At 37.7% G+C, this 20,997-nt stretch carries 21 protein-coding genes; 19 read left to right on the top strand and 2 right to left on the bottom strand.

The window, feature by feature from the left end; all coding sequences use genetic code 11:
- The first annotated feature begins 17 nt into the window (after nucleotides 1-17).
- The 18 genes from spoIIIAE (at nucleotide 18) to spo0A (ending at nucleotide 16,723) form a co-directional block, all read left to right on the top strand.
- Nucleotides 18-1,208 (top strand): stage III sporulation protein AE, encoded by a 1,191-nt coding sequence (spoIIIAE, locus tag ACDX78_RS15560; protein ID WP_486029077.1) that lies wholly within the window; start codon nucleotides 18-20, stop codon nucleotides 1,206-1,208.
- 11 nt (nucleotides 1,209-1,219) lie between these two features.
- Entirely contained in the window at nucleotides 1,220-1,849 is a 630-nt protein-coding gene (spoIIIAF, locus tag ACDX78_RS15565) for a stage III sporulation protein AF (RefSeq protein WP_486029078.1), read from the top strand.
- Complete coding sequence (gene spoIIIAG, locus ACDX78_RS15570) at nucleotides 1,846-2,493, top strand: stage III sporulation protein AG (protein WP_486029079.1); 648 nt, start codon at nucleotides 1,846-1,848, stop codon at nucleotides 2,491-2,493. Before spoIIIAF ends, spoIIIAG begins: the two co-directional genes overlap by 4 nt.
- A gap of 12 nt (nucleotides 2,494-2,505) precedes the next feature.
- The gene (locus ACDX78_RS15575; protein ID WP_486029080.1) at nucleotides 2,506-3,084 is read left to right on the top strand and encodes a SpoIIIAH-like family protein; all 579 of its coding nucleotides are present in this window, start codon (nucleotides 2,506-2,508) and stop codon (nucleotides 3,082-3,084) included.
- A 301-nt stretch (nucleotides 3,085-3,385) separates the two neighbouring features.
- On the top strand, nucleotides 3,386-3,895 hold the full coding sequence (accB, locus tag ACDX78_RS15580; RefSeq protein ID WP_486029081.1) for an acetyl-CoA carboxylase biotin carboxyl carrier protein: 510 nt from the start codon (nucleotides 3,386-3,388) through the stop codon (nucleotides 3,893-3,895).
- 16 nt (nucleotides 3,896-3,911) lie between these two features.
- Nucleotides 3,912-5,264 (top strand): acetyl-CoA carboxylase biotin carboxylase subunit, encoded by a 1,353-nt coding sequence (gene accC / locus ACDX78_RS15585; protein ID WP_486029082.1) that lies wholly within the window; start codon nucleotides 3,912-3,914, stop codon nucleotides 5,262-5,264.
- A 38-nt stretch (nucleotides 5,265-5,302) separates the two neighbouring features.
- Nucleotides 5,303-5,695: an Asp23/Gls24 family envelope stress response protein gene (locus ACDX78_RS15590; RefSeq protein ID WP_486029083.1), complete on the top strand. Its 393-nt coding sequence runs from the start codon at nucleotides 5,303-5,305 to the stop codon at nucleotides 5,693-5,695.
- Between the two features lie 209 nt (nucleotides 5,696-5,904).
- Nucleotides 5,905-6,285, top strand: a complete 381-nt coding sequence (nusB, locus tag ACDX78_RS15595) for a transcription antitermination factor NusB (protein WP_486029084.1) — start codon at nucleotides 5,905-5,907, stop codon at nucleotides 6,283-6,285.
- Between the two features lie 21 nt (nucleotides 6,286-6,306).
- Nucleotides 6,307-7,161 (top strand): bifunctional methylenetetrahydrofolate dehydrogenase/methenyltetrahydrofolate cyclohydrolase FolD, encoded by an 855-nt coding sequence (gene folD / locus ACDX78_RS15600; protein WP_486029085.1) that lies wholly within the window; start codon nucleotides 6,307-6,309, stop codon nucleotides 7,159-7,161.
- Nucleotides 7,158-8,501 (top strand): exodeoxyribonuclease VII large subunit, encoded by a 1,344-nt coding sequence (xseA, locus tag ACDX78_RS15605; protein ID WP_486029086.1) that lies wholly within the window; start codon nucleotides 7,158-7,160, stop codon nucleotides 8,499-8,501. Before folD ends, xseA begins: the two co-directional genes overlap by 4 nt.
- Nucleotide 8,502: 1 nt before the next feature.
- Complete coding sequence (gene xseB, locus ACDX78_RS15610; protein ID WP_486029087.1) at nucleotides 8,503-8,733, top strand: exodeoxyribonuclease VII small subunit; 231 nt, start codon at nucleotides 8,503-8,505, stop codon at nucleotides 8,731-8,733.
- A 1-nt stretch (nucleotide 8,734) separates the two neighbouring features.
- Complete coding sequence (locus ACDX78_RS15615; RefSeq protein ID WP_486029088.1) at nucleotides 8,735-9,619, top strand: polyprenyl synthetase family protein; 885 nt, start codon at nucleotides 8,735-8,737, stop codon at nucleotides 9,617-9,619.
- Nucleotides 9,620-10,471: 852 nt separating this feature from the next.
- A complete protein-coding gene (locus tag ACDX78_RS15620) occupies nucleotides 10,472-11,056 on the top strand; it encodes a hypothetical protein (RefSeq protein WP_486029089.1) in 585 nt (194 codons plus the stop codon).
- A gap of 6 nt (nucleotides 11,057-11,062) precedes the next feature.
- Nucleotides 11,063-11,893, top strand: coding sequence for a TlyA family RNA methyltransferase (locus ACDX78_RS15625; protein ID WP_486029127.1), 831 nt, complete (start codon nucleotides 11,063-11,065; stop codon nucleotides 11,891-11,893).
- A gap of 19 nt (nucleotides 11,894-11,912) precedes the next feature.
- Nucleotides 11,913-12,362: a transcriptional regulator AhrC/ArgR gene (ahrC, locus tag ACDX78_RS15630; protein WP_486029090.1), complete on the top strand. Its 450-nt coding sequence runs from the start codon at nucleotides 11,913-11,915 to the stop codon at nucleotides 12,360-12,362.
- 33 nt (nucleotides 12,363-12,395) lie between these two features.
- Entirely contained in the window at nucleotides 12,396-14,120 is a 1,725-nt protein-coding gene (recN, locus tag ACDX78_RS15635) for a DNA repair protein RecN (RefSeq protein ID WP_486029091.1), read from the top strand.
- Between the two features lie 261 nt (nucleotides 14,121-14,381).
- Nucleotides 14,382-15,662, top strand: a complete 1,281-nt coding sequence (gene spoIVB / locus ACDX78_RS15640; RefSeq protein ID WP_486029128.1) for a SpoIVB peptidase — start codon at nucleotides 14,382-14,384, stop codon at nucleotides 15,660-15,662.
- Nucleotides 15,663-15,946: 284 nt separating this feature from the next.
- On the top strand, nucleotides 15,947-16,723 hold the full coding sequence (spo0A, locus tag ACDX78_RS15645) for a sporulation transcription factor Spo0A (protein WP_486029092.1): 777 nt from the start codon (nucleotides 15,947-15,949) through the stop codon (nucleotides 16,721-16,723).
- 179 nt (nucleotides 16,724-16,902) lie between these two features.
- Here the strand turns inward: spo0A and ACDX78_RS15650 are convergent, their stop codons facing one another.
- Both ACDX78_RS15650 and ACDX78_RS15655 read right to left on the bottom strand, forming a co-directional pair.
- Nucleotides 16,903-18,279 (bottom strand): aspartate kinase, encoded by a 1,377-nt coding sequence (locus tag ACDX78_RS15650; protein ID WP_486029093.1) that lies wholly within the window; start codon nucleotides 18,277-18,279, stop codon nucleotides 16,903-16,905.
- 136 nt (nucleotides 18,280-18,415) lie between these two features.
- Nucleotides 18,416-18,661, bottom strand: a complete 246-nt coding sequence (locus ACDX78_RS15655; RefSeq protein ID WP_486029094.1) for a DUF2627 domain-containing protein — start codon at nucleotides 18,659-18,661, stop codon at nucleotides 18,416-18,418.
- Between the two features lie 147 nt (nucleotides 18,662-18,808).
- On the opposite strand from ACDX78_RS15655, the gene ACDX78_RS15660 reads away from it, so the two are divergent.
- Entirely contained in the window at nucleotides 18,809-20,878 is a 2,070-nt protein-coding gene (locus ACDX78_RS15660) for a sigma-54 interaction domain-containing protein (protein WP_486029095.1), read from the top strand.
- The last annotated feature ends 119 nt before the right edge of the window (nucleotides 20,879-20,997 follow it).

Genomic DNA, 20,997 nt, shown 5'->3' on the forward strand with positions numbered 1-20,997 from the left:
AGGGGCAATTACGGTGAATGAAATTTAAATATATAAGGGTAACCGTTTTATTCATTCTGTTAATCTCCTTTTTTGGACAAACACATATCGTCTCTTCAGCAGATGAGGAGTTAGTTGATGAAGCGAACTTGGAAGAAGAATTATTGGAAGAGATTCACTTGGATGATGTGCAGCATTATTGGAATGAGCTTGTCAGTGAATATGGCGGATATCTTCCGGAATTAGAAAAACTCAGCATTTATGAGCTAATAAAATCGAATGGCGGCTTTTCATTTCAAAATTTGCTGTTAGGATTACTGGAGTTTATTTTTCATGAGCTTATTTTAAATGGAAAATTGCTTGGCACCTTGCTCATGCTGACATTATTTTCAGTTGTGCTGCAAACGATGCATCACGCACTTGAACGGAGTGCAGTGAGCAGGATTGCTTACTATGTTGTTTATATTGTGCTGATTTTTATTGCTTTAAACAGTTTTTATCTGGCAGCAAGTTATGCCCAGGAAGCAATCAATACAATGAGCAGTTTTATGATAGCTCTTTTGCCGCTTATCCTTGGGCTGATGGCATCTTTTGGTAATGTTCTTTCTGTGTCTTTTTTTCATCCGATTATCATTTTTTTAGTAAATATGAGCGGTATTTTGGTATCAAACGTTGTTCTGCCCTTGCTGTTTATTTCAGCTTTAATGTTAATTGTCAGCAGTCTTAGTGAGAATTATAAAATTACCCAGTTGGCAGATTTATTTAAATCTGTTGGACTAGCTGTCCTCGGTGTATTTCTGACTATATTCATTGGTGTGACATCTGTGCAGGGTGCAGTAAGTGCAGTTCAGGACGGAATTGCCATGAGAACAGCCAAATTTATTACCGGTAATTTTATCCCTGTAATTGGGCGCACGCTCACCGATGCTGCAGATACTATTTTAAGTGCATCATTACTGTTAAAAAACGCAGTAGGTATCGTTGGATTAATTATTATTATTTTCTTTGCCCTTTTCCCGGCGATTAAAATTTTTGCCATTGCGATTATTTATAAAATCGCGTCTGCTATATTACAGCCGATTGGCGGTGGTCCCGTAATAACAACGCTGAACACGATCAGTACTTATATCCTGTATATCCTGGCTGCTTTATTGGCGGTATCATTTATGTTTTTCTTATCCATTGTCATTATTGTGGCAGCAAGTAATATAACCGTGCTTTTACGATAGGATGGATCAATATGGACTTTATCATGGACTGGATCACGCAGATAATTATATTTGTATTACTCGCATCGATCGTCGACTTGCTCGTACCGACCAGTGCCATGAAGAAATATATTAAATTGGTCGTAGGGTTAATTTTATTATTAATTTTGTTAAATCCGGTTTTTTATATTTTTCAGGTAGATATACAACATGAGCTGGAAACCGCAATTTCAACAGTAACTTCGATAACAGAAAATGATGGTTCAGTAGAAAATTTGGTTGATTTGCAAAAAACAGATATAGAAGAGAGACAAGATGCATATATTTTAGAACAAATGGCTGTCCAACTGATAGAAATTGCTAGTGATCCATTATACGAGGAATATGAACTGGAAATAAGCAACATAGACTTCCGGTTTTCAGAAGAAGCAGTTTCACAGGAATTCAGTTTTGAATCGCTGGATACGGTCATTGTATATGTGGAACAAGCAAAAGACGGGGAGGGTGCTGTAAATGCAGTTGAGGATGTGGTAATTGATACGGAAGATCCTTTAATAAAGGAGGAAATTGAAGATTTTGAAGGAATAGAGCTGCTGCTGCGGGAAATATGGGAGCTGGATAATAAAGAATTAATCATTGTTGAGGAGGGAGGGGCATCTTGAAGCAATTTTTTGAAAAACTATTTTCATCGGATAAGACAGATTCAAAACGAAAAATCCCGTCCAAAAAAGCAGGATATATTCTTATCCTTGCTTTAACAGGATTATTTCTAATGATTATAGGAAATATATTTTCTTCATCTTCCTCAGATTCAAGTAATGAAATGGAACTGGAACAGCAAACGGAAAATGATATGCAGCAGCAAAGTACACAAGCAAATTCAGAGGAAGCAAATGTGACTTCAGATATGGAAGAGCTGGAGGACATTTATAAAAAAGATTTGGAAGAAATGCTTAATAAAGTACAGGGGGTATCAGAAACAGAGGTGATGGTCAATCTTGATTCAACAAATGTGAAAGTATATGAAAAAAATCTGATTACAAGTCAACAAACAACAGATGAGTCTGATCGGAATGGAGGGACAAGGACGGTTGAGGATCATACGGAAGAAGTACAAACAGTACTTGTAAGACAGGGTGATAGAGAGGTGCCTTTACTAGTTGAAACGAAAAAACCGGATGTAAGAGGGGTATTTGTCGTAGCAAATGGAGCAGATCACGCATCAGTGAGAAGTTGGATTGTAGAAGCTGTCTCACGTGTACTCGATGTTCCAACCCACAGGGTTTCAGTAATGCCAAAGAATTAAGGGGGAAATAATATGTTGAAAAAACAAACCATTTGGTTATTAACTATGTTAAGTTTAATGATTGTGCTAAGTGTTTATTATATGACTTCACCGGAAAATGATGACCTGGCCTATATTAATAATGAGCAGGGAGAAATAGAAGAGGCTGTAAACACAGATGCAAATGTGGATACGGAAGCAACAGAAGGAGATGCGGAAGTTGATGAAATAACAAACGTAGGGCAGGACGAATTATTTACGACAATAAGAATGGAGCTTCAAGATGAAAGAAGCATGAAAAAAGATAGATTAAATGATATCGTTGCTTCAAGCAACACTACGTCTGAAGAAAAGAATGAGGCCTTACAGGATATTGATGAACTCGATAACCTGTCTTCAAAGGAAAGTATTTTAGAAGAAACAATCATTGCATCCAACACGTATGAGGATGTGCTGGTGCGGACTGACAATGAAAAAGTTCACGTTCATGTCAAGGTAGATGAACTGTCAAATGCGGAAGTAGTCAACATCATGCAAATGGTAAGGGATGAGTTGGGAGAAATGACAGTCGATGTTGTTTTCCAGCCAGCAGATGGAGAAGACCAGGAGTGAATCAATATAATTAAAATATAAGAATCCGGATCTGTTAAAGGTCTGGGTTCTTTTATATCCCGTACTTCTTTACATTTGCTCCAATTCAAAATAATCGATAGTCAAGCCAAATACATGAACAATTATTCGCATTACTGATTATTAGTTGATATAATAATCAGTATTAAATGAACCAATCCGCCTTACTTGCAGATAAATATTATAACTGTAATTTGAATAATTCTTGAAGTTTTATGTAAGGTTAGCGTAAAATGTTATATGAAGCTATCATACATAATGAGTAGAATGAAGGGGTGCAAGTATGTTAAAAGTACAGGAAATTCGGGAAATCATAAAATTAATTGATCAATCATCAATCAATGAATTCACGTATGAATCAGAGGGGACTACAGTTTCCTTGAAAAAATCGGATGGAAGTCCGTCTCTTCAGTCTCAGGAAGAGCCTGTGAAAGAGGCTGAAGCACAGCAGAAGCCGATTAAAGAAGCATCTGCACCGGCAAAAGAAGAAACCAAAAAGGAAGACAAGAAAGAAGAACAGGCAAATAACAAAAGTGATGAAGGCAACAATGACACTTATGAAATTGTTTCTCCGATGGTTGGAACATTTTATGCTGCTCCAGCACCTGAAAGTGATCCATATGTTGCAAAAGGCACTGCGGTGGATAACACCACTGTCGTATGTATCGTAGAAGCGATGAAATTATTTAACGAAATTGAAGCAGAAGTCACTGGTGAAATTATAGAGATTTTGGTGGAGGATGGTGAGCTGGTTGAATACGGCCAGCCACTGTTTAGAGTGACTAGAAATTAGGGGGGGACATCCGTTCATGATAAAAAAACTGTTAGTTGCCAACAGAGGAGAAATTGCCGTACGCATTATTCGTGCCTGTAAAGAAATGGACATTGAAACAGTTGCCGTTTATTCTGAAGCAGACCGGGACGCTTTACATGTGCAATTAGCAGATGAAGCATATTGTATTGGCCCCACCGCTAGCAAAGACAGCTATCTTAATTTCACTAATATAATGAGTGCAGCAACATTAACAGAAGTAGATGCCATCCACCCGGGTTATGGATTTTTAGCCGAAAATGCCGACTTTGCGGAAATATGCAAAGCATGCAATGTTACCTTTATTGGACCGACTGCTGAATCTATTCAGAAAATGGGTATAAAAGACGTTGCCAGGGAAACGATGAAACAGGCAAATGTACCAATTGTACCCGGATCTGATGGTATTATAGAAAGTGAGGAGAAAGCAAAGGAAGTTGCCGAAAGAATTGGCTATCCTGTCATTATTAAAGCAACAGCCGGCGGCGGAGGAAAAGGAATCCGTGTAGCCAGAACAGAAGAAGATTTAATGAAGGGTATTCGTGTAACCCAGAAAGAAGCCGAAACGGCATTTGGAAACCCGGGTGTCTATCTCGAGAAATTTATTGAGGATTTCCGCCATGTTGAGATACAACTTCTTGCCGACAATTACGGAAATGCCGTGCACTTGGGCGAAAGGGATTGTACGATTCAGCGGAGATTGCAAAAACTGATCGAAGAAACACCTTCACCTGCCATCACTTCTGAAATTAGAGAGAAAATGGGGGAGGCATCCGTTAAGGCCGCAAAAGCGGTGGGGTACCGTGGAGCAGGTACAATTGAATATATATTTGACAGAAAAACCAATGATTTTTATTTTATGGAAATGAACACCCGAATCCAGGTAGAACATCCGGTAACCGAAATGGTAACAGGCGTTGATCTGATTAAGGAGCAAATTAAAATTGCCAGTGGAGAAACGCTTTCTTTTAAACAGGAAGAGCTGGAAATGGAAGGTGCAGCGATTGAGTGCAGAATCAATGCAGAAAATCCTTTTAAAAATTTCATGCCTTCAGCCGGAGAAATTGAAATGTACCTCCCGCCGGGCGGCTTCGGGGTTAGGATTGACTCTCAAGCCTATAGTGGTTACAGGATCCCTCCTTATTATGATTCCATGGTTGCCAAGTTAATAACGTATGGTGAAACACGTGAAGAGGCAATCAATAAAATGAGACGCGCATTAGGTGAATTTGTAATCGAAGGCGTGCATACAACTATACCGTTTCATCGTTTGATTATGGAGCATGAGGTTTTTGTCAAAGGGGATTTTAATACAAATTTCCTGGAAGATTATCCTATTGAGGAAAAGTGAGCATAACTGGTTTTAACGATTAATAAAGGAGTGAAGATATGAATGAACAACCTTTGTTAAATGTAGATGGTGACACCAGTTTAGGAAAGGTGGAAATTGCACCGGAAGTAATTGAAGTCATTGCAGGCATCGCTGCAGCCGAAGTAGATGGTTTATTTGCCATGCGCGGAAACTTTGCTTCGGGTGTTGCAGAACGTTTTGGCAGGACAGCACATAGCAAGGGAGTAAAAGTAGAATTAACGGAAAACGGGATTTTAATCGACTTATACGTTATTTTAAACTACGGGGCTTCTATACCACAGGTAGCCCAAGAGCTCCAGTCCAGTATACGACAAACGATTATGAGTATGACTGCATTGGAGATTAAAGAAATCAATGTCCACGTTGTTGGAATCCAAATGGATAATATGGATGAAGAAACACAGGGTTAAACCCCCTGTCAAATTTTAAAAAGGCTGTCCTTGTAATTAACAGCTATCCTCTAAAAGGATTAATGTCAGGGACAGTCTTTTATTTCAAAAGATATGCATTTAGTATGTATTTTTGTGTACATTTCTTCATTAGTGGCACTTCCAAAATAATCATGTTATCATCTTTAGGTAGAAAGACTGCTCGATTTTGTTAAAGGAGACTTAAATGAATGAAGAGGCATACAGCAAGGAAAAAAGCATTTCAAATACTTTTTCAACTGGATATAAATGATAATAAACCAGATCAGGCAATCCATGACTTTTTGGAAGACGAAAAACCGGATCCATTCTTGACGATGGTCGTAAATGGCGTAACTGACAATAAATCGAAACTGGATGACACAATAGCAGCGTATCTTGAAAATTGGTCTATCGAGAGAATTGCATCTGTAGAAAAAACTATTTTGCGCATAGCAGTTTATGAAATAGTTTATCTAGACGACATTCCAGTAAATGTTTCCATCAATGAAGCTATAGAGCTTGGCCATACTTTTGGAGATGATCAATCAGGCAAATTTATTAATGGCGTACTCTCAAAAATAAAAAAATAAAATGTAAAGGAGATATTGCCCATGCCAGCTGAAACAATTAACGGTAAAGATTTGGCTGCCGAATTAAAAGTTGAAATGAAAGAAGAAGTATCCAAACTGAACGAAAATGGAATCTTTCCAAAGCTGACCGTCATCTTAGTCGGGGATAATCCAGCCTCTAGGTCCTATGTAAAAGGAAAAAAGAAAGCCAGCAGTGAAACGGGGATCGATTCCGAAGTGATTGAAATGTCGAGTTCCATTAAGGAAGAGGAACTGCTGCAAAAAATTGATGCATTAAACCAAAATGATTCTGTCCACGGTATATTAGTACAATTACCTCTTCCCGACCACATTCGTGAACAAAAAGTAATTGATGCCATCAGTCCGGATAAAGATGTGGACGGCTTCCATCCAATAAATATCGGTAGAATGATGACAGGAAATGACACATTTCTTCCTTGTACACCATACGGTATAATTACCATGCTAAAATCAAAGAACATTCCAATCAGAGGAAAACATGCCGTCATTATCGGCAGAAGCAATATTGTCGGAAAGCCTGTCGGGCAGCTCTTGCTTAATGAAGATGCTACAGTTACTTATTGTCATTCGAAAACAGATGATTTAAAGAAATATACGAAAGAGGCTGATATTCTGATTGTGGCTGTGGGAAGACCAAATGTCATTAATGAGACCCACATTAAAGCAGGAGCAGCAGTGATCGATGTCGGCATCAACCGTAAGGAAGACGGCAAATTAACAGGCGATGTTGATTTTGACCGGACAAAAGAAAAAGCTTCCTACATCACTCCGGTGCCAAGAGGTGTAGGGCCCATGACCATTGCTATGCTATTAAAAAACACGATAAAAGCAGCTAAAGGATTGGATCATCATTGAAAGATAAATATTTAACCGTCACTGCGCTTACAAAGTATATAAAAAGGAAGATGGATTCGGATCCTCATTTAAGAAACATTTGGTTAAAAGGCGAAATATCAAATTTTAAGCACCATAGCAGGGGACATATGTATTTAACCCTCAAAGATGACCAATCACGTATACAGGCGGTTATGTTTGCAGGTAACAACCGTTCATTAAAATTCAAACCGGAAAATGGGATGAGTGTCCTCATCCGCGGGGAAATAAGCGTTTTTGAGGCGTTCGGGCAATATCAGCTATATATTCAGCAAATGGAACCCGATGGAATAGGGGCTCTATACTTAGCATATGAACAACTTAAGGAAAAGTTACATAATAAAGGCTATTTCAATGCCGAATACAAGAAACCGATTCCTTTTTATCCAAAACATATTGCGATTATAACTTCTCCCACCGGGGCAGCAGTCAGAGATATCATCTCTACGATCAAACGCAGATACCCAATAGTCCAAATGACTGTCATTCCTGTAATAGTACAAGGATCAAATGCAGCCGCTTCTATTAAACATGGAATTGAAAGGGCGAATAATACCGGATTGTTCGATCTATTAATTGTAGGACGTGGAGGAGGCTCGATTGAAGAGCTTTGGGGTTTTAATGAAGAAATAGTTGCTGAATCAATATTCCGTTCTTCTGTTCCTGTTATTTCTGCTGTAGGGCACGAAACAGATATTACTATCAGTGATTATATAGCAGATTTAAGGGCTCCCACACCAACGGGAGCTGCTGAACTTGCTGTTCCGTCCCAACAGGAATTAAATGAAAGGCTTATGCAGATAAAAAGCGTTCTATACAGGGAATTGGACAATATATTGTCCTCACATCATAAGCATCTGAAAAGAATGAAGCAATCCTATGCCTTCCGTTACCCTGAACAATTGCTTAGGCAAAAAGAACAGGAATTGGATAAGTATGTGGATGATATACAGAAATTATTAAAAAACCAAATGATAAGTAAAAGAAAAGAATATGGAAATGTCATGGAACGGTTTGTAAGACAGCATCCGGAAAAACAGGCAACCGGGCTAAAGAAACAACTGAATCAGCTGACAAACAGACAAAATGTTTATATAACCCAGATAATGAAAAGAAATAAGCGGAATTTAATAAACAATATGGATAAATTAACACTGTTAAATCCCCTGGAAGTAATGAAACGCGGATTTGCCATCCCATACACCTCAGAAGGGAAAATAATTAAATCTGCATCCGAAGCAAACAAACAGGATCAAATAACTGTAAATTTATCTGATGGAAGATTAAATTGCACCGTATTAGATGTGGAGGAGAATAAATAGCATGAAAACCGAAGATATTTCTTTTGAAGAAGCGATGGAAAAACTGGAAAATATCGTTTCAAAGCTGGAAGAAGGCGAGGTTCCACTAGAAAAAGCAATAAATTATTATCAGGAAGGCATGAAACTTTCCAAAATATGCGGAGATAAATTGGAAAGTGCCCAGGAGAAAATGACACAAATTATGAATGAACAAGGCGAAATGGATGCTTTTCACGTACAGGAGGAAGAATAATTTGCAAGTAAATCTAAATGATTATATTAATCGATGCCAAGAAATTATTCAAAAAGAGCTGACCCGTCATTTAAAGCAGCTTGATGTTCCGGAGAATTTAAAAGACGCTATGCTGTATTCTGTGGAAGCCGGTGGAAAAAGATTGCGGCCCATTCTTTTAATCGCAAGCTATGAACATTATGGCAGCAATATAAAAAAAGTGATGTCATCGGCAATTGCAATTGAATTAATCCATACATATTCACTTATCCATGACGATTTACCCGCTATGGATAATGATGACTTCCGCAGAGGAAAACCTACGAATCATAAAGTGTTTGATGAAGCAACTGCTATTTTGGCAGGAGATGCATTATTGACCTACAGCTTTGAAATTATTGCAGAAGATAACAATTTACATGATTTTGAAAAAGTAGAGTTAATCAAAAAACTGTCAATGGCTGCCGGGCCAAGTGGTATGGTTGCAGGCCAGATTATGGATATGGGAGCGGAAAATAATCCAATAAAACTACAGCAGCTGGAAACCATTCATGAACTTAAAACAGGGGAGCTTTTAACATATTCTGTCTATGCGGGAGCTTTTCTTGGACAGGCTACTGATGAGGAATTAATCTACTTAGAAGAATTTGCTTATTATTTAGGGCTGATTTTCCAAGTGCAGGACGACATTCTGGATGTCACAGGGGATCCGGAAAAACTTGGTAAACCTACAGGCAGTGATGAAAACAATAATAAAAGTACCTATCCAAATTTATTAGGACTGGATGGAGCAATAAAGCATAAAGAGATGTATGTCCAAAAAGCAATGGAAGCTTTAAAAAAAGCCAATGCCCAAAGCTCGTATCTTATGGAATTAATAGACCATTTCAGCCAGCGGGACCACTAAGACAAAGCTTTAAAAGCCAAGTTAGCGAAGAATAAACCGAGCCTAAGCACTGTGCAAGTGTATGCCCCATCGTAAAGAATTGGGACTGCGCTAAATGCTCGCCCCATCGTAAAGAATTGCTAGCCTCTGGGTGCGGGAGCCGCTTAAATGAAAGAATGGAAAATTCCCGTCAAACATGGTATAATTAATACAAAGAGGGATGGTGCAGTATTCTAGTCGGTCTACCGTTTCTGAAGGCGGGCCTAAAAATCCGCCAAAGGGCACATCGATGAAGTTTCTTGTGTTGGCTTGAGGCGCCCAGCCTTGGGTTGATGCTGGGAGTTAAGGTTTTTGGGCGATCCGCAAAGGCATGCGGGCGTTGACCCGATTACCGTGGAGGCCCATCTCTGTAATGGCTGCTAAGCCTAGGAGCCGTTATGGAATGGGGTATGAACCTGCATGAAGTGTAAGGGACACATGGCGTGCAGCGTAGCCTGCCTTGAGTGGTGCTTGAGGGGATTAGAGTTCCAAACAATAATCCGGGTGGCCACTGGTTATTGTTTTTATCTCTATGAAATCATCGCTGCAAAAGAGGCTAGGAAGTGGTTAAAGGACTGCCAGAGGAAATCTCCTAGACTGTTCACCGACATTTAAAAGGGATTATAGTGCGGACTAAGTGGTAATCCAGTCCGGCTTTTGGCAACAAAGCCGAGATGAATTTAAAGGGGAACCGCCTTGCATGGCAACATGGGGTGTTCATCTGGGAAAACCTACTGGACCTAAGCCGCAGTCTTAACCTTTTAAATGACCATCCCCTTATACATAGTATTGTAATAAAACCATGAAATTATTAATAAAAAATTGAGGTATAAAATGAAATCGCAAATAAAGCGTTCTATGAGGTTTAGTATTTTAATTGCCGTTATCACTTTTGTGTTAGCGGCTATTTTTTCAGTAATATCGTCTTCTATTTTAAGTGGAGTAGTATGGATGATAGGATTATTAATAGTACTTATCATTGTAACAATTGGCGTTATATTTGATATGCTCGGTATAGCCTCTACTGCTGCCCAGGAAGCGCCGTTTCATGCCATGGCTGCAGAAAAGGTTCCAGGGGCAAAGGAAGCGGTAACAATTATTAAAAATGCGGATAAATTTGCAAGTTTCTGTAATGATGTAATTGGTGATATAGCCGGAATTGTCAGTGGGACGGCTACAGCAATAGTAGTACTTCAAATTGCAGCATTGACAGGACATGGAGAAGGCTCCCCGTATCAAATATTTTTATCTGTGTTATTAACGAGTCTGGTTGCTGCACTTACTGTTGGAGGAAAAGCAATCGGTAAGTTTATGGCAATCAATGCTTCCACAAAAATCATCTTTTTTGCTGGTAAAGTGATAGCCATTATTCAAAATAAATTAAAAATAAAAGTCTTGCCGGATAATAAAAGGCAGTAAAGGATTATTGATATGGGAAAAAAGCGTTTGGATGTACTTTTAGTGGAAAAAGAGTTAATTGAAACAAGAGAAAAAGCAAAGCGAGTCATTATGGCCGGCCTTGTTTTTTCCAAGGAAGTCAGATTGGACAAACCGGGTATGAAAGTGGATGAAGAGGTTCCTTTAAAAATAAAAGAAAAATTACGCTACGTTGGCCGCGGAGGCTTGAAACTGGAAAAAGCATTAAATCATTTCCACATTTCTTTAAAAGACAAAATAATGGTGGATGTTGGATCATCTACCGGTGGGTTTACCGATTGTGGCCTGCAAAATGGGCTCAGTCTCAGTTATGCTGTTGATGTCGGCTATAACCAGCTTGATTGGAAGCTGAGAAATGATCCCAGAGTAATAACAATGGAAAGAACAAACTTCAGATATGTTACCCAAGAAAACTTTCAAAAGGGAACTCCTAACTTTGCCGCTATTGATGTGTCATTTATTTCGTTACAACTTATTTTACCAGTATTAAAAAAGATAATTGCAGAAAGCAGTGATGTTATCGCCTTAATAAAACCACAATTTGAAGCCGGCAGGGACCAAGTAGGCAAGAAAGGAATTGTCCGGGACAAAAAAGTGCACATGCAGGTGGTGAAGCAAATCGTTAATTTTGCAATTGAAGAAAATTATGGCCTATTCGGCATCACTTATTCTCCCATAACGGGAGGAGATGGCAATATTGAATTTCTGGCTCATTTCGGCTGGAAAAAAGATACGAGCGGGATATGCCTGAAAGATGAAGCAATAGAAGAATTGATCGATCAAGCGCAGGCTGACTTTCATCCTTCCAGTAATACATGAGCGTAGTGAGGTGCTAGCAATGAGTAAAATACAGCGTCATATTAAAATAAGGGAACTTATTACAGAAAATGAAATAGAAACACAGGATGACCTTGTAGACCGCTTAAAAAACATGGGGTACAATGTTACACAAGCTACAGTGTCACGGGATATTAAAGAGCTCAGGCTCGTGAAAGTACCGGCTACAAATGGAACCTACAAGTATAGTCTGCCGGCAGACCAAAAGTTTAACCCATTGAATAAATTGAAACGCTTAATCATGGATGCATTTGTAAAAATTGAGCATGCCAGTCATTTTATTGTATTAAAGACACTTCCCGGTAATGCTCATGCAATAGGCGTCCTCATCGATAATCTGGATTGGGATGAAATTATGGGTACTATTTGCGGTGATGACACATGTTTGATTATATGTAAAACCGATACGGATGCAGAAACAATTAAAGACCGTTTTATCGAAATGTTATAGAAAAAATATACGTTTATAGGTGGTGAATACAGCTTGCTTACAGAATTGTCTATACAAGATTTTGCTATTATTGATAAATTATCGATTACATTCCAAAATGGTTTAACCGTATTAACTGGGGAAACGGGAGCTGGGAAATCAATTATTATTGATGCCGTACAATTATTGGCCGGAGGGAGAGGCTCTGTAGAATTTGTAAGACATGGATGCGAAAAAGCTGAAATCCAAGGTTTATTTACCACCGAGGATCATAACCATCCTGTATATGAGATCGGCAGAACATATGGAATAGATATATCGGATGGTCAGATTATTTTGCGAAGAGTAGTTACAGCCGGCGGAAAGAGCATATGCAGGGTTAACGGAAAACTGGTTACATTAGCTATTTTAAGGGAGTTTGGAAGAACGCTCATTGATATACATAGTCAGCATGAAACACAGTCATTAATGAATCCCGAGAGTCATATTGAATTACTGGATTTATTTGATCCTAAAACAATTAAATATGAAAAAGATGCATATCATCAATTATATAATAAGCTGCAGTCACTAAAAAAACGTTTTAAAAAATTAAATGAAAATGAAAAAGAAAATGCACAGCGGCTTGACCTGCTTGAATTTCAAAGAACCGAACTCGAACAGGCTAATCTGATACCGAATGAAGATGTATCATTGGAACAAGAAAGTAAGAGATTAGCGAATTTTGAAAAAATACACACCTCTATTCATGATGCCTATAACGCATTGTATGGTGACCATAAAGGACTGGAATGGGTAAATAAAGCACAGACTTCCCTCTTGGATAATAGTAAATACGATCCATTTATTGCAGAAAAAGGGGAAGAAATAGCAGATCATTATTTCGCCTTGGAAGAATTATCGTATGAATTGGGAAATTATATGGAAAAGCAGCAATATGATCCAGAGCAGTTAAATGAAATGGAAGCCAGACTTTATGAATTAAACCGGTTAAAGAAAAAATACGGTTCGACAGTAGATGATATGCTCAAGTATGCTGCCGAGATAGAAGAAGAAATTGATCAGCTGAAAAACAAGGATTCCCACCTTGCGAAATTGCAGGAAGAAATAAATGAAACAGAAAAAGATGCTTACCTGGAAGCCAAACAATTGCATGACAGTCGAAAAAAAGCCGCAGAAGCGCTTACAAAAGATATTTATAGCGAATTCAAAGGTTTATATTTGGAAAAAGCAACATTTAAAATCCAATTTGTTTCAGATGAGGAAACAGATCCAAATCCAAAACTGCATTATAACGGTTATGATCAAGTACGATTTCTAATAGCAACAAATCCTGGCGAACCATTAAAGCCACTTCATAAAATTGCCTCCGGCGGAGAGCTTTCCCGAATTATGCTGGCACTAAAAAGAATATTTGCCAAGCATCAGGGCGTCACAAGTGTTATTTTTGACGAAGTGGACACAGGCGTCAGCGGAAGAGTAGCTCAAGCTATTGCAGAAAAAATATATCAGATTTCAGTCGCATCTCAAGTACTATGTATTACCCATCTGCCACAGGTTGCTTCCATGGCAGATACGCATAAACTAATTGACAAGAAAATAAATAATAATCGGACAACAACCTCTATTTCCCAGTTAGGACAAGCTGAACAAATTGATGAGCTGAGCCGAATGATTACTGGTACGGAGCTGACAGAAACAGCAAAAGAACATGCTGGAGAAATGCTTGATTTAGCTGAAAAATTTAAGAATAAGAATAGAAGAAAAGCCGGAAACTAATAGTGCCGGCTTTTTTTGATAAATAATTATTACTCCCCCCTTATAAATGAAATACTATCCTGCAGTTGAAATAAATGACATATAAATTATTTTTAATCAGACCATCATTGACTTATACCTTAATATCTCCTTTTATGAAAGGAAATTATACACAGCATTCTTATGTTTCACCAGTTTAAAACTGATTGAGAAAGGTCAAATTAGAAATACAGATAAAAACATGGTATGGGTTTTGGAATAAGGAGAGTGAAGTAAGTGAATTTGAACACAGACCGTATTAGAAAAATATTTGGCACGCTGCTCCTTATTTTTGTGTTGGCAATTCCTTTTTCCGCCCCAATTCAGCAGTATCTTTCCATCCCAGATGAAATTGTTACCTTTAATGATCAAACCCCAATACAGCTTCCTGATTTAGGGGAAAATGTATCGGTTGATGTTTCTGATGAAAGTATTCAGGCGATTGATTCCTCTAACTTTCACGCAGATGGACCTGGAAATAGTGAGTTAATATATGAAGTAGCCGGTTTTCCGATCAAAAGGGTGAATGTTGACGTTATAGAGGATATTGAAGTGATCCCAGGTGGTCAATCTATCGGTGTCCAACTTCATACACAAGGGGTGCTTGTAGTCGGGCATCACTTGGTAAATGTAAACGAGGCAGCATTATCGCCTGGAGAAGACGCGGATATTCAAGTCGGGGATATTATCTTGGATATTAATGGCAATCCTATAGAAGAAATGAAGGATGTGAAGCCGTTTGTTGAAGAAGCCGGAGAGGAAAACGGTTCATTAAACGTAAAAATAAAAAGAGGACATCAAAAGATCGAAACAGAATTAACACCTAAGTTAGATGAGAAAGATAATGAATATAAAATTGGCCTCTATATACGTGATGCCGCAGCGGGGATTGGGACAATGACATTTCATGATCCCGATTCCCAAAAGTATGGTGCTCTAGGTCATGTGATTTCTGATATGGATACAAACAAGCCCATTGAAATCCATAACGGGTCAATTGTAAGATCTTCGGTCAACTCGATTGAAAAAGGAAATAATGGCATTCCAGGTGAAAAACAGGCAAGGTTTTCAAACGACAGTGAAGAGATAGGCAGTATAACCAAAAACAGCCCTTTTGGCATTTTTGGCAAATTGGATGATGAAATTAAAAATGGATCTTATGACGAGCCAATGCCAATAGCCTTATCACATGAAGTAGAAGAAGGGCCTGCAGAAATTCTGACCGTAGTTAAAGATGAAAAAGTGGAAGCATTCGATATTGAAATTGTAAGCTCTGTTCCACAAAAATTTCCTGCAACAAAAGGAATGGTCGTTCAAATCACTGATCCTGAATTATTAGAGCATACTGGCGGTATAGTTCAGGGGATGAGCGGCAGTCCCATTATACAAAACGGGAAAATTGTTGGTGCAGTTACCCATGTATTTGTAAACGATCCTACTTCAGGGTATGGCGTTCATATTGAATGGATGTTAAATGATGCCGGGATCGACGTTAATAAAAAATCTGATGAAATAGCTGGCTAAAAAAACTTGTGGATGGTGACATCCACAAGTTTTTTAATGGGACAATATTTTTTATTAATTCATCATAATTCTGATAATTTTGTGTTATAATACGAGTAAATATTATTCGACAAAGGTGTCGATATTAATCAAATTATATCGTAAACAGTAGAAATTAGAAGTAAATTAAAGAAATACTAAAAAAACCCAAAGTTTTTTCGAAATAAAGAAGGATATTTATAATTTATGTAGAATATGTAAAATAAGAGAAAGCGAATGAATTACATAAAGGGAGGAAATTTGCAGTGAATAAAACTTCAGTAGTATTAGTGGATGATAACAAAGAACTCGTGCAATTGATGGAGGATTATTTTGAAGAACAGGAAGATATCGAAGTAATCGGTACAGCTTATAATGGGAAGGAATGCTTAAGTCTGCTTGAAGAAACAAAACCAGATGTATTGCTTTTGGATATCATTATGCCTCATGTAGATGGGCTAAATGTTTTAAATACAATCAAAGATGAACCTGATAAACCTCATGTTATTATGCTGACAGCTTTTGGTCAGGAAGAAGTAATGAAAAAAGCAGTTGACTACGGGGCATCTTATTTTATATTAAAACCATTTGATTTGGATAATTTATCAGATCAAATTCGTCAAGTTCAAGGTAACAGGACAGCACTTCCTTCAAGCTCGAGAAAAGGGATAAAGAAAGAAAGGAAAAAACAGGATCTGGAAGCAAGTATTACGAATATCATTCATGAGATTGGAGTGCCGGCTCATATTAAAGGGTATATGTATTTAAGGGAAGCCATCACAATGGTGTATAATGATATTGAATTGCTGGGCTCAATCACAAAAGTGCTTTATCCGGATATCGCAAAAAAATATAATACAACCTCATCGAGAGTGGAGCGAGCCATACGCCATGCGATAGAAGTAGCCTGGAGCAGGGGGAATATTGATTCGATCTCTGCCTTGTTCGGCTATACGATAAGCATTACTAAAGCTAAACCGACAAATTCAGAATTCATTGCAATGGTCGCTGACCGTTTGAGGCTGGAACATAGGGCAAGTTAAAGAAAAAAGAGGGTGGTCCCATAAACCTTTTTAAAGGGCTTATAAAGCGCCTTATACAGTCACGAATAAAAAACCGATGAAAAAAATAAATATTTCTCATCGGTTTTTTATTAAATTATTTATGCATTAATGCTTAATTCATTTTCACCTTGGGAAAATGCATTTTCCGAATATCCTTTTCATACTGTCGTTTTTACTTTTGTTTCTACTTTTTCAAAATAAGCTTTATATAAGGAGGTTACTGCTTTTTCCAAGTTCTCCGCTTTAATCCCAAACATCATGGAAACTTCCGAAGATCCCTGGTTAATCATTTCAATATTTACATTGGCATCAGAAAAAGCTGCTGTTGCTTTACTGGCAATTCCTACCGTACTCACCAAACCTTCCCCTACAACCATAACTATAGCAAGATCGCGTTCAATATTGGTTGTATCAGGGTCAAGTTCTTCTTCTATTCTTTTCATGATATAAGCTTCTTTTTCTTTTGATAATTTACTGTCCTGTATAACAACAGTAATGTCATCTATTCCTGAAGGGGCATGTTCAAAAGAAATACCTGCATCTTCAAGAATACTGAATAACCTTCTGCCAAAACCAACTTCCTGGTTCATTAAATACTTACTTATATACAAACTGGAGAATCCGGTATCACTGGCAATCCCTACCACACATTTTTCATCTTGTTTTTTCTCAGCTACAATCATTGTGCCTGGGAGGTCAGGATTATTCGTGTTTTTAATGCAAACAGGGATCTTTTCTTTAAATGCAGGCCTTAATGCTTCGGCATGAAATACGGAAAAGCCGGCATATGAAAGTTCCCTCATCTCTTTATAGGTCAAGGTATTAATTTCATTGGGATTCTCGACAATGTTGGGATTAACTGCATAAACAGAATCTACATCTGTAAAATTCTCGTATAAACTTGCTTTTACACCTGCAGCTACAATCGAACCGCTTATATCTGAACCGCCTCTTGAAAAGGTAACAAGCTGGCCGTTTTTTGTATAACCAAAAAATCCGGGGATGACTGATATACCGTCACGATCCCTTAATTGATTTATTTTTTGAAAGCTTTCCGGTAGTATTTCCAGTTTGCCATTTTTATAACTGGCAATGATTCCAGCTTCTTTCGGATTTATATAATCAGCTTTAATACCGATTTTTTTCAAATATTCGCTTAAAATTTTGGCTGAACTATCCTCACCAATTGCTTTCAATGCGTTGAATTTCATTGTATCCGAAGAAGACATTTGAAGTACGTCATTGATTTTGGCGTTAATACTATCCAGCAGAGACTCGGAAAGATTCAATTCCTTAACAATTTCTCTAAAACGGTCCATTATAATTTCTTCACAGTTTTCATATGGTTCATTGTTTATGTAACAATTCCCCAACTGAATTAACATGTCCGTTACTTTGAAATCCCCTTCATATCTTTTTCCGGGTGCTGATACAACTATAAACTTTCTTTCGGGATCGCTTGTAATTATGTGTGCAACCTTTTTAATTTGTGTTGCATTTGCTACAGAACTACCCCCGAATTTTGAAACCTTCATGTTTCTATCATACCTCCATGCTTTTAATCTATTTTACATAATAACATATATGAATAAGAATGAAAGTATTTTCTAAAAAGACTGTGACAAATAGCGGATTCACGTTTCTATAGCCGAGTGAACACGATTTGAATAATTAGTTTTCTTCCCTTTGAATACTTTGCTTCCTTAACCGTTTTCGTTTTCGATCTCGATAAACAATAAAACCGCCAATGAAGGCGATACCTCCGATGAATAGAATTAAACCAACAGTAAATTGGATGCTGGCATGTAAAAATAAAGGAACGAATTCATTAAATATAGAATCCCTCATCAATTTAATTCCATAAGCTGCAAAAACACCTGGAATAACTAAAATGAGCACTGCAATAAATCTGAACATTTTTCTTCCCCTTAACCTGAGTAATTGATTGAATACCATATTTAGTATAACAAATAATGAATAAAAACAGGAGCAATAGAACGTTTGCTAAATAATGCATGGTATTGTATGATGAAAACATGCAATATCATGCAGGGTGGAATGTAAATGAAGAATGTGTTAATCGTTGGTGCCGGAACAGGCGGCACAGCTTTATTAAATATACTGTATGGAACGCAAAAGATGAGAATAGTTGCAGTAATTGATACAAACCCTGATGCACCAGGAATACATCTGGCTAAAAAACATGGCATTCCAACAGGCACCGAATGGAAAAGTCGGCTCGAGGAAGAAATAGATATTATTGTGGAAGCAACAGGTAATGACAGCGTGCTTGAAGAGCTTATTGAACATAGAAGCGGTAAAACAGTGGTGATCCCTGGTACGGTTGCATACATTATCTCTAAAATTTTTAATGAGAAAGAAACTTTATTAAAGCGGATTAAATTACAGATGAATAACCAGAACTTAATCCTTGATAACATCAGAGATGGGATGATTGTTGTAAACCATAAGGGAATTGTTCAATTTGTAAATCATAGTGCAGAGAAAATCGTTGAAAAATCCAAGCAGAATTTTGAAGGGAAATTTATTCGCGATGTGATTTCAAATTCAAGGCTGCCGGATGTCTTACGCGATAAAAAGAAAGAAGTAAACAAAAAGCTTATACTGGAAAACGAAAAGCAAATTATTACAACCCGTATCCCGATTATAAATGAAGAAAATACATTGGTTGGTGCTTTCGCTGTTTTTAAAGATATAACGGAAGTAATGAATCTCGCTGAAGAAAATACCGATTTGAATGAGATAAAGATCATGCTGGAGGCAATTATTCAATCATCTGATGAAGCAATTAGCGTAGTTGATGTAAATGGGAACGGTTTATTAATAAACCCTGCATATTCACGTATAACAGGGTTAAAAGAATCCGATATTATAGGTGAACCGGCAACTGCAGATATATCCGAAGGCGAAAGCGTGCATATGAAGGTGCTGCAAACCCGCCGGCCGGTAAGGGGCACCCGAATGAAGGTAGGCCCAAACAAGAAAGACGTCTATGTTAATGTTGCACCTATTATCGTGGATGGCATCATCAAAGGAAGCGTCGGTGTTTTACATGATGTATCAGAAATCCGGTCACTTACGAGTGAATTAAAGCGAGCTAGGCAAATCATCCGAAATTTGGAGGCAAAATACACATTTGATGATATTATTGGAAATTCAACTGAAATGAAGCTGGCTTTGGAACAGGCAAAAGTAGGCGCAAGGACACCGGCTACTGTTTTATTGCGCGGCAATTCGGGTACAGGAAAAGAGCTGTTTGCACACGCAATACATAATGAAAGTGACAGGAAGCATAAAAAGTTTATCCGAGTTAATTGTGCAGCTATTGCAGAATCTATATTGGAAAGTGAACTATTCGGATATGAGGGAGGGGCTTTTTCAGGAGCAAAGCATAGCGGTAAAAAAGGTCTATTTGAAGAAGCTAACCATGGAAGCATCTTTCTGGATGAAATAGGTGAACTTTCTTTAAATATGCAAGCGAAACTACTTAGAGTATTGCAGGAAAATGAAATTGTCCGTGTAGGAGGTACCAATCCCGTTTCCATTGATGTGCGGGTCATTACTGCTACAAATGTCAATTTGGAAAAAGCAATTATGAATAAAACCTTTCGGGAAGATTTATATTACAGATTGACACGGTTGCCAATCTATATTCCTGCATTACATGAAAGGTTGGAAGACCTGCCTGAACTGACAGAGCACATCATATTAAAGCTGAATCAGGACTATGGCCGAAAAGTACATCAAATTTCAAAAGAAGCACTCCATAAACTTAAAACCTATCATTGGCCTGGTAACATCCGGGAGCTGGAGAATGTCATTGGCCGGGCTATGATTTACATGGATATAAATGATGATACAATTAACAAACAACACTTACCTGATTTAAATGCTTCAGAGAATTTAATTAACCAATCCAAGAAGGAAGAAGCAATACAAATAGAAAAACCTTTACAAGAGGCATTAAATCAATATGAAAAAGATTATATTTTTGAGGTTTATAAACAATACGAATATAACAAAACAAAAACAGCAAAAGCATTAAATATTTCACTAAGAAGTTTATATTATAAAATGGATAAATATAATCTTGAAAAAAAGAGCATGCAATAGTTTGCATTTTTTGCAGTTTATTGCATGGTTAAAATTCACATGAATTAAGCGCTTACAAGGAATGAGGGTTTGGCACGATTTTTGCATTAAGTTTAATGGGAATAAAGATTGGAGGATAA

Source organism: Virgibacillus oceani, assembly GCF_041521345.1.
In the GTDB taxonomy this organism is placed as follows: Bacteria; Bacillota; Bacilli; order Bacillales; family Amphibacillaceae; genus Virgibacillus_N; species Virgibacillus_N oceani_A.

What these genes read in the sequence shown, in the direction of transcription:
- ACDX78_RS15660 (WP_486029095.1), top strand. Translation starts at nt 18,809, where the DNA reads ATGAAGAATGTGTTAATCGTTGGTGCCGGAACAGGCGGCACAGCTTTA.
- ACDX78_RS15575 (WP_486029080.1), top strand. Translation starts at nt 2,506, where the DNA reads ATGTTGAAAAAACAAACCATTTGGTTATTAACTATGTTAAGTTTAATG.
- spoIIIAF (WP_486029078.1), top strand. Translation starts at nt 1,220, where the DNA reads ATGGACTTTATCATGGACTGGATCACGCAGATAATTATATTTGTATTA.
- ACDX78_RS15590 (WP_486029083.1), top strand. Translation starts at nt 5,303, where the DNA reads ATGAATGAACAACCTTTGTTAAATGTAGATGGTGACACCAGTTTAGGA.
- spoIIIAE (WP_486029077.1), top strand. Translation starts at nt 18, where the DNA reads ATGAAATTTAAATATATAAGGGTAACCGTTTTATTCATTCTGTTAATC.
- xseB (WP_486029087.1), top strand. Translation starts at nt 8,503, where the DNA reads ATGAAAACCGAAGATATTTCTTTTGAAGAAGCGATGGAAAAACTGGAA.
- accB (WP_486029081.1), top strand. Translation starts at nt 3,386, where the DNA reads ATGTTAAAAGTACAGGAAATTCGGGAAATCATAAAATTAATTGATCAA.
- ACDX78_RS15655 (WP_486029094.1), bottom strand. Translation starts at nt 18,661, where the DNA reads ATGTTCAGATTTATTGCAGTGCTCATTTTAGTTATTCCAGGTGTTTTT.
- nusB (WP_486029084.1), top strand. Translation starts at nt 5,905, where the DNA reads ATGAAGAGGCATACAGCAAGGAAAAAAGCATTTCAAATACTTTTTCAA.
- ACDX78_RS15650 (WP_486029093.1), bottom strand. Translation starts at nt 18,279, where the DNA reads ATGAAGGTTTCAAAATTCGGGGGTAGTTCTGTAGCAAATGCAACACAA.
- ACDX78_RS15620 (WP_486029089.1), top strand. Translation starts at nt 10,472, where the DNA reads ATGAAATCGCAAATAAAGCGTTCTATGAGGTTTAGTATTTTAATTGCC.
- ahrC (WP_486029090.1), top strand. Translation starts at nt 11,913, where the DNA reads ATGAGTAAAATACAGCGTCATATTAAAATAAGGGAACTTATTACAGAA.
- accC (WP_486029082.1), top strand. Translation starts at nt 3,912, where the DNA reads ATGATAAAAAAACTGTTAGTTGCCAACAGAGGAGAAATTGCCGTACGC.
- folD (WP_486029085.1), top strand. Translation starts at nt 6,307, where the DNA reads ATGCCAGCTGAAACAATTAACGGTAAAGATTTGGCTGCCGAATTAAAA.